Source organism: Pseudomonas duriflava (assembly GCF_007830155.1).
Taxonomy (GTDB): domain Bacteria; phylum Pseudomonadota; class Gammaproteobacteria; order Pseudomonadales; family Pseudomonadaceae; genus Chryseomonas; species Chryseomonas duriflava.
Map to the genome: position 1 here is coordinate 52,421 of NZ_VLKY01000014.1, position 16,062 is coordinate 68,482.

General features: G+C 53.1%; 15 protein-coding genes. 6 read left to right on the top strand and 9 right to left on the bottom strand.

The features are described from left to right. Positions 1–15: 15 nt before the first annotated feature. From rbfA to IQ22_RS18395, 6 genes are all read left to right on the top strand, one after another. Positions 16–396, top strand: a complete 381-nt coding sequence (rbfA, locus tag IQ22_RS18370) for a 30S ribosome-binding factor RbfA (protein WP_145144687.1) — start codon at positions 16–18, stop codon at positions 394–396. 3 nt (positions 397–399) lie between these two features. Continuing rightward, positions 400–1,314: a tRNA pseudouridine(55) synthase TruB gene (gene truB, locus IQ22_RS18375; RefSeq protein ID WP_145144689.1), complete on the top strand. Its 915-nt coding sequence runs from the start codon at positions 400–402 to the stop codon at positions 1,312–1,314. Between the two features lie 93 nt (positions 1,315–1,407). After that, on the top strand, positions 1,408–1,677 hold the full coding sequence (rpsO, locus tag IQ22_RS18380; protein WP_145144691.1) for a 30S ribosomal protein S15: 270 nt from the start codon (positions 1,408–1,410) through the stop codon (positions 1,675–1,677). A 150-nt stretch (positions 1,678–1,827) separates the two neighbouring features. Beyond that, positions 1,828–3,933, top strand: a complete 2,106-nt coding sequence (pnp, locus tag IQ22_RS18385; RefSeq protein ID WP_145144693.1) for a polyribonucleotide nucleotidyltransferase — start codon at positions 1,828–1,830, stop codon at positions 3,931–3,933. Between the two features lie 247 nt (positions 3,934–4,180). After that, positions 4,181–4,543 (top strand): BON domain-containing protein, encoded by a 363-nt coding sequence (locus tag IQ22_RS18390; RefSeq protein WP_145144694.1) that lies wholly within the window; start codon positions 4,181–4,183, stop codon positions 4,541–4,543. Positions 4,544–4,600: 57 nt separating this feature from the next. Next, positions 4,601–5,044 (top strand): PA2169 family four-helix-bundle protein, encoded by a 444-nt coding sequence (locus IQ22_RS18395; RefSeq protein WP_145144696.1) that lies wholly within the window; start codon positions 4,601–4,603, stop codon positions 5,042–5,044. 3 nt (positions 5,045–5,047) lie between these two features. Here the strand turns inward: IQ22_RS18395 and IQ22_RS18400 are convergent, their stop codons facing one another. From IQ22_RS18400 to IQ22_RS18440, 9 genes are all read right to left on the bottom strand, one after another. Beyond that, complete coding sequence (locus tag IQ22_RS18400) at positions 5,048–5,392, bottom strand: DUF2845 domain-containing protein (protein WP_342212459.1); 345 nt, start codon at positions 5,390–5,392, stop codon at positions 5,048–5,050. Between the two features lie 465 nt (positions 5,393–5,857). Then, positions 5,858–6,874, bottom strand: a complete 1,017-nt coding sequence (locus IQ22_RS18405; RefSeq protein ID WP_145144700.1) for a class I SAM-dependent rRNA methyltransferase — start codon at positions 6,872–6,874, stop codon at positions 5,858–5,860. 69 nt (positions 6,875–6,943) lie between these two features. Next, the gene (locus IQ22_RS18410; protein WP_145144701.1) at positions 6,944–7,822 is read right to left on the bottom strand and encodes an oxygenase MpaB family protein; all 879 of its coding nucleotides are present in this window, start codon (positions 7,820–7,822) and stop codon (positions 6,944–6,946) included. A gap of 150 nt (positions 7,823–7,972) precedes the next feature. Next, entirely contained in the window at positions 7,973–9,922 is a 1,950-nt protein-coding gene (gene acs, locus IQ22_RS18415) for an acetate--CoA ligase (protein ID WP_145144703.1), read from the bottom strand. A gap of 149 nt (positions 9,923–10,071) precedes the next feature. Then, the gene (gene pgi, locus IQ22_RS18420) at positions 10,072–11,736 is read right to left on the bottom strand and encodes a glucose-6-phosphate isomerase (RefSeq protein WP_145144705.1); all 1,665 of its coding nucleotides are present in this window, start codon (positions 11,734–11,736) and stop codon (positions 10,072–10,074) included. Between the two features lie 181 nt (positions 11,737–11,917). After that, complete coding sequence (panC, locus tag IQ22_RS18425) at positions 11,918–12,772, bottom strand: pantoate--beta-alanine ligase (protein WP_145144707.1); 855 nt, start codon at positions 12,770–12,772, stop codon at positions 11,918–11,920. Beyond that, entirely contained in the window at positions 12,769–13,569 is an 801-nt protein-coding gene (gene panB / locus IQ22_RS18430) for a 3-methyl-2-oxobutanoate hydroxymethyltransferase (RefSeq protein ID WP_145144709.1), read from the bottom strand. The genes panC and panB overlap by 4 nt, the downstream gene beginning before the upstream one ends. A 256-nt stretch (positions 13,570–13,825) precedes the next feature. Beyond that, the gene (gene folK, locus IQ22_RS18435) at positions 13,826–14,311 is read right to left on the bottom strand and encodes a 2-amino-4-hydroxy-6-hydroxymethyldihydropteridine diphosphokinase (RefSeq protein ID WP_145144711.1); all 486 of its coding nucleotides are present in this window, start codon (positions 14,309–14,311) and stop codon (positions 13,826–13,828) included. Then, positions 14,311–15,714: a polynucleotide adenylyltransferase PcnB gene (locus tag IQ22_RS18440; RefSeq protein ID WP_145144712.1), complete on the bottom strand. Its 1,404-nt coding sequence runs from the start codon at positions 15,712–15,714 to the stop codon at positions 14,311–14,313. Before IQ22_RS18440 ends, folK begins: the two co-directional genes overlap by 1 nt. Between the last annotated feature and the right edge of the window lie 348 nt (positions 15,715–16,062).

A 16,062-nucleotide genomic window follows, 5' to 3' on the forward strand; every position in this document is an offset into this window, starting at 1 on the left:
GTTGAGAGAACGAACATGGCAAAAGATTACAGCCGTACTCAGCGCATTGGTGATCAGATGCAGCGTGAGTTGGCATCTCTGATTCACCGTGAAATCAAAGATCCTCGTCTTGGGATGGTTACCATCACAGGGGTGGACGTTACGCGTGACCTGGCTCATGCCAAGGTCTTCGTTACGATGCTAGGTAAAGACTCAGCTGAAGATATCGCTCAGAACCTTAAGGTCTTGAAAGACGCTGCGGGATTTTTGCGTCAGCAGCTAGGCCGGACAATGAAACTCCGTAGTGTTCCTCAATTGCATTTTCATTACGATGAAAGTATTCGTCGGGGCGCGGAATTGTCGGCCCTGATTGAGCGCGCCGTAGCTGAAGACCGGCATCACGAGGGTGAGGAATAAGGTGTGGCCCAAGTAAAGCGAATTCGTCGCGCCGTCAACGGAATCCTGGTGCTCGACAAGCCGCGAGGGCTCAGCTCCAATGCTGCCCTGCAAAAGGTTCGCTGGTTGTTAAATGCTGAAAAAGCAGGGCATACCGGCAGTTTAGATCCACTCGCTACGGGGGTATTGCCCCTTTGCTTTGGAGAGGCGACAAAATTTTCCCAGTATCTGCTTGATGCAGATAAGGGGTACGAGACGGTAATGCAATTAGGTGTCACCACAACAACAGGTGATGCTGAAGGCGAAATACTTGAGCGAAGACCGGTTATGGTCAATGCTTCGCTCATTGAAGATGCATTACCAAGGTTTCGTGGTGATATAGAACAAGTTCCACCCATGTACTCCGCGTTAAAGCGTGATGGTCAACCACTATACAAACTGGCACGTGCTGGAGAAGTAGTGGAGCGCGAAGCGCGTTCTGTTACTATTGCTCGCCTTGAGCTAGTTGCATTAATAGATGATCGCGCCACGTTAAATGTAGCATGTAGCAAGGGAACTTATGTTCGTACCCTAGTAGAAGATCTAGGGCAGGTTCTCGGCTGTGGTGCCCATGTTGCTGAATTGCGCCGTACCCAGGCAGGGCCCTTTACCCTGGCCCAAAGCATCAGCCTTGAAACATTGGAAGAGGCTCATGCACAAGGTGGGTCGGAAGCGCTGGACGCTTTGCTGCTTCCTGTGGACAGCGGTCTTGAGCATTGGCCTCTGTTACAATTAACTGAGCACAGCGCTTATTATTGGCTGCATGGTCAGCCTGTGCGGGCCGCCGATGCTCCTAAGTTCGGCTGGATGCGGGTGCAGGATAATAACGGTCGCTTTATCGGAATCGGTGAAGTAACTGAAGACGGGCGTATTGCGCCTCGTCGACTGATTCGGTCGTGAGGCCGATACGAGGGTGGCTGTCAACAGGCGCGGTCATTTCTCTTTCTTGAAAACGAGGTAATTCCTCGGCCTGTTACCTCAAGGAGCCCTATCATGGCACTGAGCGTTGAAGAAAAAGCCCAGATCGTTAACGAGTACAAGCGCGCTGAAGGCGACACCGGTTCTCCGGAAGTGCAGGTAGCTCTGCTGTCCGCCAACATTGACAAGCTGCAAGGCCACTTTAAGGCCAACGGTAAGGACCACCACAGCCGTCGTGGCCTGATCCGCATGGTTAACCAGCGTCGTAAGCTGCTGGACTACCTGAAGGCCAAGGACACCTCTCGTTACAGCGACTTGATCGGTCGTCTGGGTCTGCGTCGTTAATGACGATGCGAGCTGGAGGCTAGCAGCTCAGAGCTGGGGGTCGGTACATGCCGGCCTCCAGCTTTTTTGCTTCAGGCATCCCGAGATTGCGTAGGGTCCGATTCCCACCACTCTCACAATTTCCCCAAGGCAATACAAGAAGGAAATACTGTGAATCCAGTAATCAAGACATTTAAATTCGGTCAGCAGACCGTAACCCTGGAAACCGGGCGCATTGCCCGTCAAGCCAGTGGTGCCGTATTAGTATCGACTGAAGACGTTAGCGTCCTGGTGACGGTAGTAGGTGCAAAGTCTCCTGCCGAAGGCCGTGATTTCTTCCCGCTTTCAGTTCATTATCAGGAAAAGACCTATGCAGCAGGTCGAATTCCTGGCGGCTTCTTCAAGCGTGAAGGTCGGCCAAGCGAGAAGGAAACACTTACCTCACGTCTGATCGATCGTCCGATCCGTCCCCTGTTTCCTGAAGGCTTCATGAACGAAGTGCAAGTTGTTTGCACGGTAGTTTCAACTAACAAGAAGACTGATCCGGACATTGCTGCGATGATCGGTACTTCGGCTGCGTTGGCTATTTCAGGTATTCCATTCGCTGGTCCTATTGGCGCTGCACGCGTTGGTTTCCATCCTGAGCTGGGTTACATCCTCAACCCTACTTATGAGCAGCTAGAAAGCTCCAGGCTCGACATGGTCGTAGCGGGTACGTCAGATGCCGTATTGATGGTTGAGTCCGAAGCGGACGAGCTGACCGAAGATCAAATGTTGGGTGCAGTTCTATTCGCCCACGAAGAGTTCCAGGTTGTTATCGATACAATCAAGGCATTTGCTGCTGAAGCTGGCAAGCCAGCCTGGGAATGGCAGGCTCCAGCCGAAAACACCGTACTGGTTAACCAGTTAAAAGCGGAGTTTGGTGAGGCTATTTCGCAGGCCTACGCCATTACGATCAAGCAGGACCGCTATGCAGCCCTGGGTGCGCTACGTGACGAAGCGGTTGCCAAATTTGCTGGCGAGGCTGAAGGTCAGTTCAGTGCGGCCGAGGTTAAAGAGGTCTTTGGCCTTCTGGAATACCGCACCGTTCGTGAAAACATAGTCAATGGCAAGCCTCGTATCGATGGCCGTGATACCCGCACTGTGCGTCCATTGAAAATCGAAGTAGGCGTACTGGACAAGACACATGGTTCTGCCCTGTTCACGCGCGGTGAAACTCAGGCGTTGGTTGTTGCTACGCTAGGTACAGCACGTGATGCGCAGTTGTTGGACACCTTGGAAGGAGAGCGCCGCGATACTTTTATGCTGCACTACAACTTCCCACCTTTCTCTGTAGGTGAGTGTGGACGTATGGGTAGCCCGGGCCGTCGTGAGATTGGTCATGGTCGCTTGGCACGTCGTGGCGTACAGGCCATGTTGCCTGCTCAGGAAGATTTCCCTTACAGCATTCGGGTTGTGTCGGAAATTACGGAGTCTAATGGTTCCAGCTCCATGGCTTCTGTATGTGGCGCCTCTCTAGCTTTGATGGATGCTGGCGTACCGGTACGTGCACCGGTGGCCGGTATTGCCATGGGCTTGGTCAAGGAAGGTGATAAGTTTGCCGTTCTGACCGATATCCTAGGTGATGAAGATCATCTGGGTGACATGGACTTTAAGGTAGCTGGTACTGATAAAGGTGTTACTGCTCTGCAGATGGACATCAAGATCAACGGTATTACCGAAGAGATCATGGAAATTGCCCTGGGCCAAGCCTTGGAAGCCCGTCTGAACATCCTTGGTCAGATGAACCAAGTGATTGCTAAGCCGCGTGCTGAACTGTCTGCAAATGCACCGACCATGCTCGCCATGAAAATCGATTCAGATAAGATTCGTGACGTCATCGGTAAGGGCGGCGCTACGATCCGTGCTATTTGTGAAGAAACCAAGGCTTCGATCGATATCGAAGACGATGGTAGCGTGAAGATCTATGGCGAAACTCGCGAAGCTGCAGAAGCGGCTCGGCAGCGTGTCTTGGGCATCACGGCGGAAGCTGAGATTGGCAAGATTTACGTTGGTAAGGTCGAGCGAATCGTAGATTTTGGTGCTTTCGTCAATATCCTGCCTGGCAAGGATGGCCTGGTACATATTTCCCAGATCAGTGATCAGCGCATCGAGAAAGTAACCGATGTGTTGAAAGAGGGTCAGGAAGTGAAAGTACTGGTATTGGATGTCGATAACCGCGGCCGTATCAAACTTTCCATTAAAGATGTAGCTGCTGCAGAAGCATCTGGCGCCTAAGTAGAGTAAGTTAAAAAACCCGGCCTAGCGCCGGGTTTTTTTATAATAGTTCCGTCACTTTCAATCATGCAAGTTGCAATGGAGAAAACTAACCTTAATGCAATATGCAACTGATTAAAGTTGGCTTTATTCGTTAAGTTATTGATTTTATTGGATAAAAAAATTCTTAAATATGGCATAGCTATTGCGAATCTAGGGTATCTGGGCAAGGACCCGGTGTATACCTAAGGAAACAGGAGTTATAACCATGAAAAAAACTTTCACGACATTTGCTGCCGTTGCTGCTGCCGCTACTGCTTTAAGTATGCCTCTTGCCGGTAGCGTATTGGCTGCCACAGATACTCTGCCCATGATGGTAGCTGCCAATGACACCGTTGATCAGGCTAAGGAAGAAGTTTCTGATACTTGGATTACCGGAAAGGTGAAGTCCTCCTTCCTAGCAGATGACCATATCAAAGGTACAGACATCAAGGTTGAAACCAACAAAGGCGTGGTTTCTTTATCAGGCATGGTTAATACCGATGCGCAGCGTGAGTTGGCTATTGAAAAAGCCCAAAACATCAAGGGTGTTAAAGACGTCTCAGCGGATGGTTTGAAAGCGGCTGAATAAGTAAAGCAATAGGGCGAGTGAAATGCTCGCCCTTGGCGTTATTAAGAGGTAAGCGCCATGTCTAAGACAACCGATACACTATTTGATCTGATTGCAATCACTAATGATGGACGCTTGTTTTATGAGTCAGCCATTGCGTTGATTTCTAGTCCACAACTAAAAACCTTGTTCTCTGAAATGGCGAGAGCAAAGGCTAATCTAAGCACTGTATTGAGCCAACAACTCACTGCTGTAAAAAGCTCTCCTGCTAATGACAGCGGCCTGGTTGGCCAATTTAAAATGTTTTATATCCATGCCCTTGCAGCACTTCAACAATGTAGCGACGCATCCTGCCTTCAGGAATTGGAGGAGATTGAGGCACATCTGTTAGATGTTCTTGAGTCAGCGGTGGTTGAATGCGATGAAATTAGCCACTTGCCTGTTCTTCACATGCAGATGAAGCGAGTCAGGCTATGCCATGCCCATTTATTAGAGCTGAAGCGCCGTTTGAGGGTGGCCTGAATTTTAAGGACCCCTCAGGCTTTTAATACTAAAAAGCCTGTCACCCCGGAAAGTCAGGTAATAATACATTCCGTTCCAAGGTCCATAAACCCATTGCTGAACCCTTACTTCAGCACGATAGTGGTGGTATGGATTGATGATCTCTCGATAACCAAGGTCTGTTTTGCTGGCTGGCTCGCCACATTTCCGCTGCACTTCAAAAAGCGTGTCTTCGGTATTGATCAATTGATTACCACACCGTAAGGAGTCAGCTATTGTTTGGGTTGAGCACGTTAACCCAAGGCAGAGCGCTAGTATGAGTTTACTGGCTGACTTCTTTAGGTATTTCATGCCGTGCTCTTCACGCATAAATTTAATGAGACCAAAACGTTAAGAAGTAGCTAGAGATAGCTCCCTGATATACCCATTCTGAGTACTGGCAGCCTAGTAGCCTCGATAAGCAGTCAGCACTAAGTTCAGAGAGGCTAAACCACTATCATGTAGCTTAACCGCCTGGATATCTACATTGGCAGGGTGACAGATATTCAAGATCAAGAAAACGCTGATGCGTTTGACAGCATTGTTAATCACTGCCAAGTATAAGGATGGAACCGGCCAACATTCTTATTAGCTAACCCAATATTAATGACAGTAATAGCACTAGAGTTGGTGTAGTCAGCAGAACCATTATCCATTTGATTAAGACTGTTTTTATATGGGGTTTGCTGACTATACGGCTCCGGCAGATAACTCTGTAGAGATGTTTGAAAGCCAGTAGCTTTTAAAGGCATGCCCAGGCGGGTCGACTAGTACGGCTTTGAAAGCTCCTCGGGCTTACAACTGTAAAATCAATGTTTTGAGCGGTGAGCGGCCATCGAACGAGGGGAAGTCACTGGCGGGAGGCAGGATCTGACAATCGCGCACCGGGCGGCCGAGTTTGTTGGCACAGCGTATCACGGTCTCTTGCCATTCGGTCATATCGACCTTAGCCAAGTTATTACAGCACACGAGAGTGCCACCATTGGCTGTGGCTAGAAGCGCAGGCTTAATAAGGCTCTGGTAATCCCTTAGCAAATCGACTGTTCCGAACGGGCTTTTTGCCCAGGCGGGTGGGTCTAGAAAGACCAGATCGAACGAGCGGGCCTGCAGCCGAGGATAACTGGGTAGATGCTGTCCGTGACGGCGTGAAATAGGCAGGCCCGCTAACTGTCGAATGGCTGGAAAGTAGTCGGACTGGACAAAGTGCATCAAGGGCAATGTCGGGTTCAGACGATTATTTTCCTGACCTACTGCTAGATTTCGTGCGGCAAAATCAAGATTCCAGACCTCGCTGGCGCCACCTGCCGCAGCGCATAAACCTACCCCGCAGGTATAGGCGAAGAGATTGAGTACCGATCGGCCTGCGCTGTTCTGTTTAATCCAATCCCTGGCGTTACGCAGATCAAGAAACAGTAGGGGGTCCTGACCCTCATGCCGGCTGCGAATACGGTAGTTAAGCCCCCACTCATGACCTATGGTCGGCTCAAGCGCCTCCAGGGTCGGAGTATAAACCGCATCGGTACGGTCGATCCGCGAGTTGCCTTGGGAGCGATTGTTGTAGATCAGATGCAGCGCCTGATCGAGGTGTCGCTCAATTCGTGTATGTAAAGCGAACAAGGCATCTCGATCAAGCGGCGTATGAAAGCTTTGTATGAGCAGCTGAGAACCATAGCGGTCAATGGTAAGCCCTGAGGCGCCTTCCTGTGTACCATGAAAGAGGCGATAGCAATCTGTACCCTCGGTATGTAGCTGCGCCAGGAGAGACTCACGGCGGGATAGAGCATCGTCCAGGGCAGAGAGAAGCGAAGTCATAACAGATCTTATGCAATAGGGCAGATGAAGACGCGCAGAATACAGGTTGTTAGGAAGCTGTGCGAATGATCAAGGATGCGTGGTCTTGCTCATGCGGCGTCGTGCCCGATGCGAAGAGCCATTACGGACTGCCCACCGTAAGAGCGGGGCCGTACGCTCGACACCCACACGTACTAGACGGCGTTCTATCGGCCCAGGCCTTAACTCCAATTGTTCGGCTGCCCAAAGAGGAAGCAGGTCAACACCTGCCCGCATCATCAGAGAACCGAATGGCTTGGCTAAGGCGCTGGGCGCAGGGGCGTTAAACAGCACGCGTGTCACCTCGCGGGTTCGGTCGTCATAGATAAGCGCTGAACGCATGGCTTGTAGGTAAGCGTCTACTTCCGCGCACGACTCTGGTATGTCCTGTGCGCCGAGACGCCGCGCAATTAGAGCAACTTCTTGGTAGTAGCGATCTTGCTCTGCAATAGATAGCGTTGGGTTGAAGTAGCGTAGATAAGCTTTAAGAAAGTGGCTGACCTCGGCCACATGGACCCAAGTAAGCAAATGTGGATCGTCGGCAGCATAAGGGCGCCCATCTGCAGCGAAGCCCCTGACCTGTGTATGAATGACACGTACTTTATCAATCAGGCGGTCTGCGTCGGCGCGGCTGCCAAACGTAGTGGCAGCAATGAATTGCCCGGTACGGCGCAGGCGTCCCAGCATATCTTCACGAAATCGTGAGTGGTCCCATACACCTGCCAATGCCAAAGGGTGAAGCATTTGTAGGAGCAGGGCTGCAATACCGCCAATCAGCATGCAGGTAAAGTCACTATGGACTTTCCAGCAGACCGAATCAGGCCCGAACAGCCCAGGATCACCGGGCGGGTTCTCATAGTCGATGCCGCCCAGGCTTAACCCGGTCAAGCTCATGACCTGACTTTCGATACGACGTCGTAACGCTTCCATTGCTGCCTCGATACAACATCTATCCCAAGCAACTCATCATGCTAGGGTTTGAATGAGGATGCCATAAAGAGACACCAAGCCAGTATCAGTTCTCAGTGATTTGCCGCCCGGCAAAGGCATAAGAGCGCTTAAGCCGGGCAGGTATGACTATCAAGACTTGGCAGCCCGGTTAAGACGATGGTTTATCAACTCTTGAACAACCGAAGGGTCAGCAAGCGTCGAAGTATCTCCTAGGGTATCTAGCTCGTCACAGGCAATCTTGCGCAAGATACGCCGCATGATCTTGCCAGAGCGAGTTTTGGGCAGGCGTGGCGCCCATTGAAGAAAGTCCGGCTTAGCAAAACTACCGATCTCAGAAGCTACTTGGGCAATCAGGCGTTTCTTGAGTTCTTCGCTAGGCTGGACACCACCCATAGGTGTAACGAAGGCATAAACGCATTGGCCTTTGACATCATGAGGACAACCTACCACAGCGGCTTCGGCGACTTCGTCATGTAGAGCCAACACGCTTTCCACTTCGGCGGTTCCGATCCGGTGCCCGGAAACATTGATGACATCGTCGACCCGGCCGGTAATCCAGTAATACCCGTCCTCGTCGCGACGGGCACCGTCGCCTGTGAAGTAATAACCTGGGTATGCCTTGAAATAGGTATCGATCATGCGCTGGTGATCACCATAGATACTACGGATCTGGCTCGGCCAACTGGCCTTGATAGCGAGGACGCCCGAGCCGGAGCCTTCTATCTCTTTGCCTTGATCATCCAACAGCACCGGTTGGACACCAAAGAAGGGGCGCGTTGCGGAGCCTGGCTTAAGCTCGGTAGCACCTGGTAGCGGCGCGATGAGAATGCTGCCTGTCTCGGTTTGCCACCACGTATCAACCACCGGGCACCGCTGCTCTCCTACGACTCGGTAATACCATTCCCAAGCCTCCGGGTTAATCGGCTCGCCTACACTTCCCAACAGGCGCAGGCTTGCCCTTGAACTCTTATGCACATGGGCGTCGCCTTCACGCATGAGGGCTCGGATGGCTGTTGGTGCCGTATAGAAAATGTTGACCTGGTGTTTATCTACAACCTGCCAGAAACGCGAGGCATCCGGATAGCTCGGCATACCTTCATAGACTAGGGTCGTGGCGCCATTGGCAAGCGGGCCATAGACAATATAACTATGACCCGTGACCCAGCCCACATCGGCTGTGCACCAGAAAATCTCTCCTTCGTGATAATCAAAAATGTATTTGAAGGTTAGGGCAGCGCCCAGAAGATATCCGCCCGTGGTATGCAGTACCCCCTTGGGTTTGCCTGTGGAGCCTGAGGTGTACAGGATAAAGAGAGGATGTTCGGCGTCGACCGGTTCGGCAGGGCATTCATCTTCGACCTGCTGAATCGCCTCGTGGTACCAGCTATCACGGCCTTCACTCCAGGCAGTTTCGCCCTGGGTACGCTGAACCACAATCACACTGGAAACATTTGGGCAGGAGGCCAAGGCTTTATCGACATTATTCTTGAGCGGAACGATTTTGCCGCCACGAACGCCTTCATCGGCAGTTATTACTGTCCGGCAATCGGCATCAAGGATGCGGTCGCGTAGCGCATCGGGGGAAAAGCCACCAAACACTACGGAATGAACGGCCCCTAGGCGTGCACAGGCGAGCATGGCATAGGCCGCCTCAGGAATCATGGGTAGGTACAGACAGACCCGGTCACCCTTTTTTACACCGCGTGCCTTGAGTACATTAGCCAGGCGGCATACGTTTCGATGCAGTTCACGGTAAGTGATTTTGGCCGAGTCCGCCGGGTTGTCGCCTTCCCAGATGAGAGCGACCTGATCGCCGCGGTGTTCAAGGTGCCGATCGATACAGTTGTAAGCTACATTTAGCTGACCACCGGAAAACCAAGAGGCCTCGCCTTTTGCAAGATCGCTATGGTGGACTTTATTCCACGGAGTAAACCACTCCAGCATGGTAGACGCCTGCTCAGCCCAGAAACGATCTGGCTCTTCCACCGATTGGCGGTAAAGACGCTCATAGCCGTCACTATCGAGCAAAGCGTTCTGCTTTACGGCGTCTGGTACAGGGTAGCGGTGATGTTCAGACATGGCGGGCTCCTGTTGTGGTTGTTCTCCGCATCAACTATTGAGATTAGGCGGCTTTTCCACAGCAGGGTTCAGCCTGATAGTATTTCTGGTAAAAAGTAGCAGTAGGGAATAAAGAAAGCGCCGCAAGGCGGCGCTTGGAGGGGGAGCGATTAACCGCGGTGATGGCGGCGGAAATACTCCACTAAGCCTTGGGTTGACCCGTCAGTGGCCTTGCCTTCAGCCGCGCCGATAAGATGCTGATAGACATCTTTACCCAGTTCTTTACCAAGCTCCACGCCCCACTGATCAAAGGCGTTGATACCCCAGATGACGCTCTGTACGAAAACCTTATGCTCATACAGGGCAACCAGGGCACCCAGGCTGCTTGGCGTAACGCGCTCGAATACCAGTGTATTACTCGGTCGGTTACCAGGAATGACCTTGTGCGGCGCCAGCGTGGCGACTTGCTCTTCCGAAAGGCCCTTGGCGCGTAGCTCCGCCTCGGCTTCCTCCTGGGTCTTGCCCAGCATTAACGCCTGACTCTGAGACAGGCAATTGGCATACAGCCACTGATGATGATCTTCGATCGGGTGATGGCTGACGACTGGAACGATAAAATCACAAGGGATCAGTAAGGTACCCTGGTGCAGGAGCTGGTGATAGGCATGCTGACCATTGGTGCCTACGCCACCCCAGATGACCGGGCCGGTCGCCAGCGAGACAGGCGATCCATCCTGGCGGACTCGCTTGCCATTGGACTCCATGTCCATCTGTTGCAAGTGCTTGGTGAAGTCGCGTAGATAATGGTCATAGGTGAGTACGGCATGGCTCTGGGCGTTCCAGAAATTCCCGTACCAAACGCCCAGCAGGCCGAGTAGAACCGGCATGTTGCTTTCGAACGGGGCGTTCAGGAAATGCTGGTCCATGCTGTAGGCGCCAGCCAGTAGATCCTTGAAGTTGGACATGCCTATTGCCAATGCAACGGGCAATCCAATGGCCGACCATAGCGAATAACGACCGCCTACCCAGTCCCACATCGGGAAAATATTGTCTTCATGAATGCCGAACTCGACGGCATATTTGACATTGCTGGAGACAGCGATGAAATGTTTATGTAGGTCCTGCTCTGGGCAGCCCTGGCCAAGGCACCAAGCGCGTGCAGCCTGAGCGTTCTTTAGCGTTTCCAGCGTGCCGAATGACTTTGAGGACACGATGAACAGGGTGGTTTCAGCCTGCAACTTGGCAATTAATTCATAGAATTCGCTACCGTCAATATTAGCCAGGTAATGACAGCGTACATTGGGCTGGCTATAGGGCAGCAAGGCTTCGGCGACTTGCTGCGGGCCGAGGAAAGAGCCGCCAATACCAATATTGACTACATCAGTAATGGCCCTGCCCGTAAAACCTTGCCAGAGACCGCGATGGATCCGATTAACCAGTTCGGTCAGCTTGCTGAGCACTCCATGCACTTCCGGCATGACATCAATGCCATTGACCAGCACCTTGTCGCCAACCGGACGACGTAGCGCCGTATGCAAAGCGGGACGTCCTTCCGAAGAGTTGACAGGTTCACCGTCAAGCAAGGCCCTGATTGCACCCTCAAGACCAGCCTCGCGAGCAAGGGAGGTCAACAAGCTGCGCGTCTGCCGACTAATGAGGTTCTTGGAGTAATCGAGAAACAGCCCGCAGGTGTCCAGAGAAAACTGTTTAAAGCGTTCGGGATCGGCCGCAAAAGCGTTACGCATGGTGAATGTCTGCATCTCTTGGCGATGATCAGCCAAGGCTTTCCAGGCATTCAACTGGGTAACGTCGAGGGGCTGTCGGTAATACTCCATTGCGTTCGGCTTCCTTCGGTAGGTCTTATCGGATGTTATGCACTACATCGTAGGGGCTAATATCGTGTGCAGAGGCTATAGCACGCTACATCGGGCGTGTCCGTCAAGCCAATTGACGGGATTCAGACACAAAAAAGCCCGGCATGTTCCGGGCTCCAGCGAAGCGCTATAGGAATGCGGGTCAGGTCTCGCTCTCGAACGATAAATTATCGATCAGGCGCGTAGTGCCCATGAAAACTGCTAGCAGTAGAACCAACTTGCGGTCCTTTTCTGTAGCAGGCAGGAGCGTATCCTGCTGGCGAATTTCCAGATAGTCGACTTGCAGGCCATCCGCTTCTAATTGATGTTTAGCCTTTTCTAGAAGAACAGGATAGTCCCGGCGGCCTTGTTGAATGGTTTCGGCTAAGCGCTTGAGTAAGCTGTATAGGCAAGGTGCGCTGGCGCGCTGCTCAGTATTCAAGTAACCATTGCGCGAGGACAATGCCAGGCCGTCGGTAGCACGTACGGTAGGCTGGCCAATAATCTCGATCGGCAAGTTCAGGTCGCCAACCATTTTGCGGATCACTGCCAACTGTTGGTAGTCCTTTTGCCCGAATACAGCCACATCTGGCTGCACCATGTTGAACAGCTTGTTGACTACGGTGGCGACTCCTTCGAAATGGCCTGGTCGACTGGCGCCACAGAGCCCTTCGGACACACCGGGTACGCTCACACGTGTCTGGTTAGCCATGCCCTCGGGATACATTTCTTCAACCGTCGGTGCAAATAAGAGAGCACACCCTGCGGCGTCGAGCTTTTCCTGATCAGCCGCAAGAGTACGCGGGTATTTATCCAGATCTTCACTAGGGCCGAACTGAAGCGGGTTAACGAAGATACTGGCCACTACGAAATCACTATGTATACGAGCCGTATCGACCAAGGCAACATGGCCAGCATGCAGGTTTCCCATGGTGGGGACGAAGCCAATACGCTGGCCGGCCCGGCGAGCCTGGGCAACTGCAAGGCGCAGATGGTGAACGGTATGGACCGTAATCATGCGGAAAACCCATGTTCGGGAGCTGGAAAGGAGCCGTCCTTGACGGCCTGTACATAGGCGGCGAGCGCCTCCTGAATACTGGTCTGCCCCGCCATAAAGTTTTTGACAAACTTGGGGGCGCGACCGCGTAGTGACAGGCCAAGCATGTCGTGCATGACCAGAACCTGCCCGTCGGTTGCCGCGCCGGCGCCGATCCCTATGACCGGTACACCGGCTGCCTGTGTGATTTCTTTCGCCAGAGCGCTTGGTACGCATTCGAGCAATAACATGGCCGCACCAGCTGCTTCGAGTGCCTGGGCGTCTTCACGCAATTGCTGGGCCTGAGCTTCACTTCGTCCTTGAACTTTGAAGCCGCCAAAAACATTCACAGATTGAGGGGTCAAACCTAAGTGCGCACACACTGGAATGCCGCGTTCGGCCAATTGCCGTATAGGCTCGGCAAGCCAGCCTGCACCTTCTAGCTTGATCATCTGTGCGCCGGCCTGCATAAGCGCTGCGGCATTAGTGAAAGTTTGCTCAAGCGTGGCGTATGCCATAAAGGACATGTCCGCAACAATCAGAGCGCCACGGTTGCCTCGTTTAACGCAGGCCGTATGGTAGGCCATATCAGCTGTGGTCACGGGCAAGGTACTGTCATGCCCTTGTAAAACCATGCCCAGGGAGTCGCCGACTAGAAGCACATCCACGCCGGCCTGGCTGGCGGCATGAGCAAAAGTAGCATCGTAGCTGGTCAGCATGGCGATCTTTTCGCCGCGCTGTTTCAGCGTCTGCAGGGTGGTGAGGGTCACCTCAGGCATATCACGCGTCCTCTTGACTGTGTCCATGAAGGCTGCGGTAAAAATTAGCAGCTTGAATCATTCTTGTTCTGAGTCGGGGTCGTTGTACGACGCCTGGTGACTTGTCTTCAGCGGGCGCACGTGTTTGGACACAGTATTTATAGGCAGTCATAACGCATCCGCCAGACAAATCGATGCCTATAGTCCCGGCGGGGGGAAGTGAAGTCAATTAAAGCGTGTTACCGGAGCGTTACGGTAACACTATGACTGTGCGGTTTTACTCTTCAAGCCGCTCGAGCCCAACATAAGGGCAGTCCTCCAGGAGGGCACTGAGCGGCTGGCCGTCTGGCAGAATGAGGTCCGGCGCGATCTCAGCCAACGGGTAAAGAACAAAAGCCCGGGCATGCATGTGATAGTGCGGCACTGTAAGACGGGGCCCATCGATCCGCTGCGGGCCAAACACCAGAATGTCCAGATCAAGCGTGCGGGGCCCCCAACGTTCACCTTTGCGTTCACGTCCCTGCTGCTGCTCGATTGCTTGTAGAGCATCCAGTAAATCGAGTGGGGCCAGCTCCGTTTCAAGTGCTGCGACCGCATTGACGTAGCGGGGCTGATCGGCAGGCCCCAGCGGATCGCTACCATAAAAGGACGAGCGTGCTACGAGTCGGGAGGCAGGCAGCAGTGCCAGAGCCTCAAGCGCTGAAGTCAGTTGATCGCGTGGTTGGGCTAGGTTGCTGCCTAAACCAATATAAACGCGCTCCATTATTCATCAGTACCTTGAGTAGGTTTATCGGCTCCAGGTGCATGGCGTTTGCGAGAGCTGCCGCGGCGGCGTTTACGTGCCGGACCCTTGGCGTCTTCCAGGCTTAACGCACGAATCATCTCGCGGCGCTGGCTATCGCTTAACTCCTGATAACGGGTCCACCACTGACCAAGGTTGCCTGTCTGTTCGCCTGCGCTCTCTCGCAGTAATAGAAAATCGTAACCCGCCCTGAACCGAGGATTTTCTAGCAGCATGTCGGCTCGCTTACCTTGTCGGCGCGGCAAGCGTTCCTGCATGTCCCAGATTTCACGCATGGGAATGGTAAAGCGCTTGGGTATGGCAATACGGCGGCATTGCTCCAGGGTCAGGTCATGAGCCGCTTCCTGCATGGCGGGTAGTGGCGGAAGCCCTTGCTCCTGATGGTAAATCACGCGAGCAGGTAGCGCTGGCCAGAGTAGGGCAGCGAACAGGAAGGCCGGAGTAACAGGCTTTCCTTCGCGAATTCGGGTATCGGTATTGGCAAGTGCCTGACGAATCAAGCGACTCGTATAGTCAGGGTTACGTGCGAGAGCTTCGGCACTGGCAGGAAACAAAGGAGCAAACAAATCATAGGCGAGTAGGAGCTCAAAGGTCCGTTCAGCATGGCCGCCTAAAAACAGCTTGAGTACTTCATCGAAGAGGCGGGGAGCGGGAATGTCCCGCAGCAAGGGAGCTAGCCGTTGAATTGGTGCTGCCGTCTGCGCTTCTATGTCGAAATCGAGCTTGGCTGCGAAACGCACGGCCCGCAGCATGCGCACCGGGTCTTCCTGATATCGTTGTTCAGGATCGCCGATCAGGCGGATCAGGCGATGGCGAATGTCAGATGCGCCATTGGCGTAGTCCAAGATCCGCTCTTGCGTCGCATCGTAGTACAAGGCGTTAATGGTGAAGTCGCGGCGTTGAGCATCCTGCTCTTGGTTGCCATAAATATTGTCCCGCAATATCCGGCCGCTTTCGTGGCGCGCTGATTGGGTCGCATCCTCTTCGCCATCATCCTCGGAATGGTTAGCCCTGAACGTAGCCACCTCGATGATTTCCCGGCCGAAATGGACATGCACCAGCTTGAAGCGGCGCCCAATTACTCGGGCATTGCGGAACTCCGCTCGGACTTGCTCGGGTGTGGCATTGGTGGCCACGTCGAAGTCTTTGGGCTCTACGCCCAATAGAAGATCGCGTACGCAGCCGCCTACTAAGTAGGCTTGGTAGCCTGCTTTTTCCAGGCGGTCCACGACGCTTAGAGCATAACGGCTAATTTGCTCGCGTTCCAAGGCATGCTGGCTGCGAGGAATCACGGCAGGTGTTTCTGGCTTGTTAGGCGCGCGACGTAGCGGCGAACGCAGGGACTGGATCAGCTTTTTCAGCATTGATAGTACTGTTCTTGAGGTCGGCGGAGCAGGCGAAGACCCGCGGTTATAGCGGATTCTAGCATTGCGGAGGGGGATCTTGTACGAGGAGGGCGACTTATCAAGGCACTGGGGGAGCCGAAGCTCCCCCCCAAATTGGTACGTGCTTTGTTTTTATTGTTGTATCGGACCTGTTGTTTTTCTTGTGTGGTCCGTCCCGATCGGATACCTGCCGCCGGGAGGGCTCCCAAATTTGGGGCCAAGAGCAAACGGATTACTTTGGACGCTGAGCTCGTCATGATCACGTGTGATCTAATCCAGTGCGGTCGCTGTCTTGAGACAGTTTTATTGTTCTCAGCCTGGTGCGGT

Excerpts from the sequence above, each read along its gene's own strand:
- panC (WP_145144707.1), bottom strand. The coding sequence starts at position 12,772 with ATGATTACGGTCCATACCGTTCACCATCTGCGCCTTGCAGTTGCCCAG.
- IQ22_RS18440 (WP_145144712.1), bottom strand. The coding sequence starts at position 15,714 with ATGCTGAAAAAGCTGATCCAGTCCCTGCGTTCGCCGCTACGTCGCGCG.
- pgi (WP_145144705.1), bottom strand. The coding sequence starts at position 11,736 with ATGGAGTATTACCGACAGCCCCTCGACGTTACCCAGTTGAATGCCTGG.
- acs (WP_145144703.1), bottom strand. The coding sequence starts at position 9,922 with ATGTCTGAACATCACCGCTACCCTGTACCAGACGCCGTAAAGCAGAAC.
- IQ22_RS18410 (WP_145144701.1), bottom strand. The coding sequence starts at position 7,822 with ATGGAAGCGTTACGACGTCGTATCGAAAGTCAGGTCATGAGCTTGACC.
- panB (WP_145144709.1), bottom strand. The coding sequence starts at position 13,569 with ATGCCTGAGGTGACCCTCACCACCCTGCAGACGCTGAAACAGCGCGGC.
- IQ22_RS18390 (WP_145144694.1), top strand. The coding sequence starts at position 4,181 with ATGAAAAAAACTTTCACGACATTTGCTGCCGTTGCTGCTGCCGCTACT.
- IQ22_RS18395 (WP_145144696.1), top strand. The coding sequence starts at position 4,601 with ATGTCTAAGACAACCGATACACTATTTGATCTGATTGCAATCACTAAT.
- rbfA (WP_145144687.1), top strand. The coding sequence starts at position 16 with ATGGCAAAAGATTACAGCCGTACTCAGCGCATTGGTGATCAGATGCAG.
- IQ22_RS18400 (WP_342212459.1), bottom strand. The coding sequence starts at position 5,392 with ATGCGTGAAGAGCACGGCATGAAATACCTAAAGAAGTCAGCCAGTAAA.
- rpsO (WP_145144691.1), top strand. The coding sequence starts at position 1,408 with ATGGCACTGAGCGTTGAAGAAAAAGCCCAGATCGTTAACGAGTACAAG.
- IQ22_RS18405 (WP_145144700.1), bottom strand. The coding sequence starts at position 6,874 with ATGACTTCGCTTCTCTCTGCCCTGGACGATGCTCTATCCCGCCGTGAG.
- folK (WP_145144711.1), bottom strand. The coding sequence starts at position 14,311 with ATGGAGCGCGTTTATATTGGTTTAGGCAGCAACCTAGCCCAACCACGC.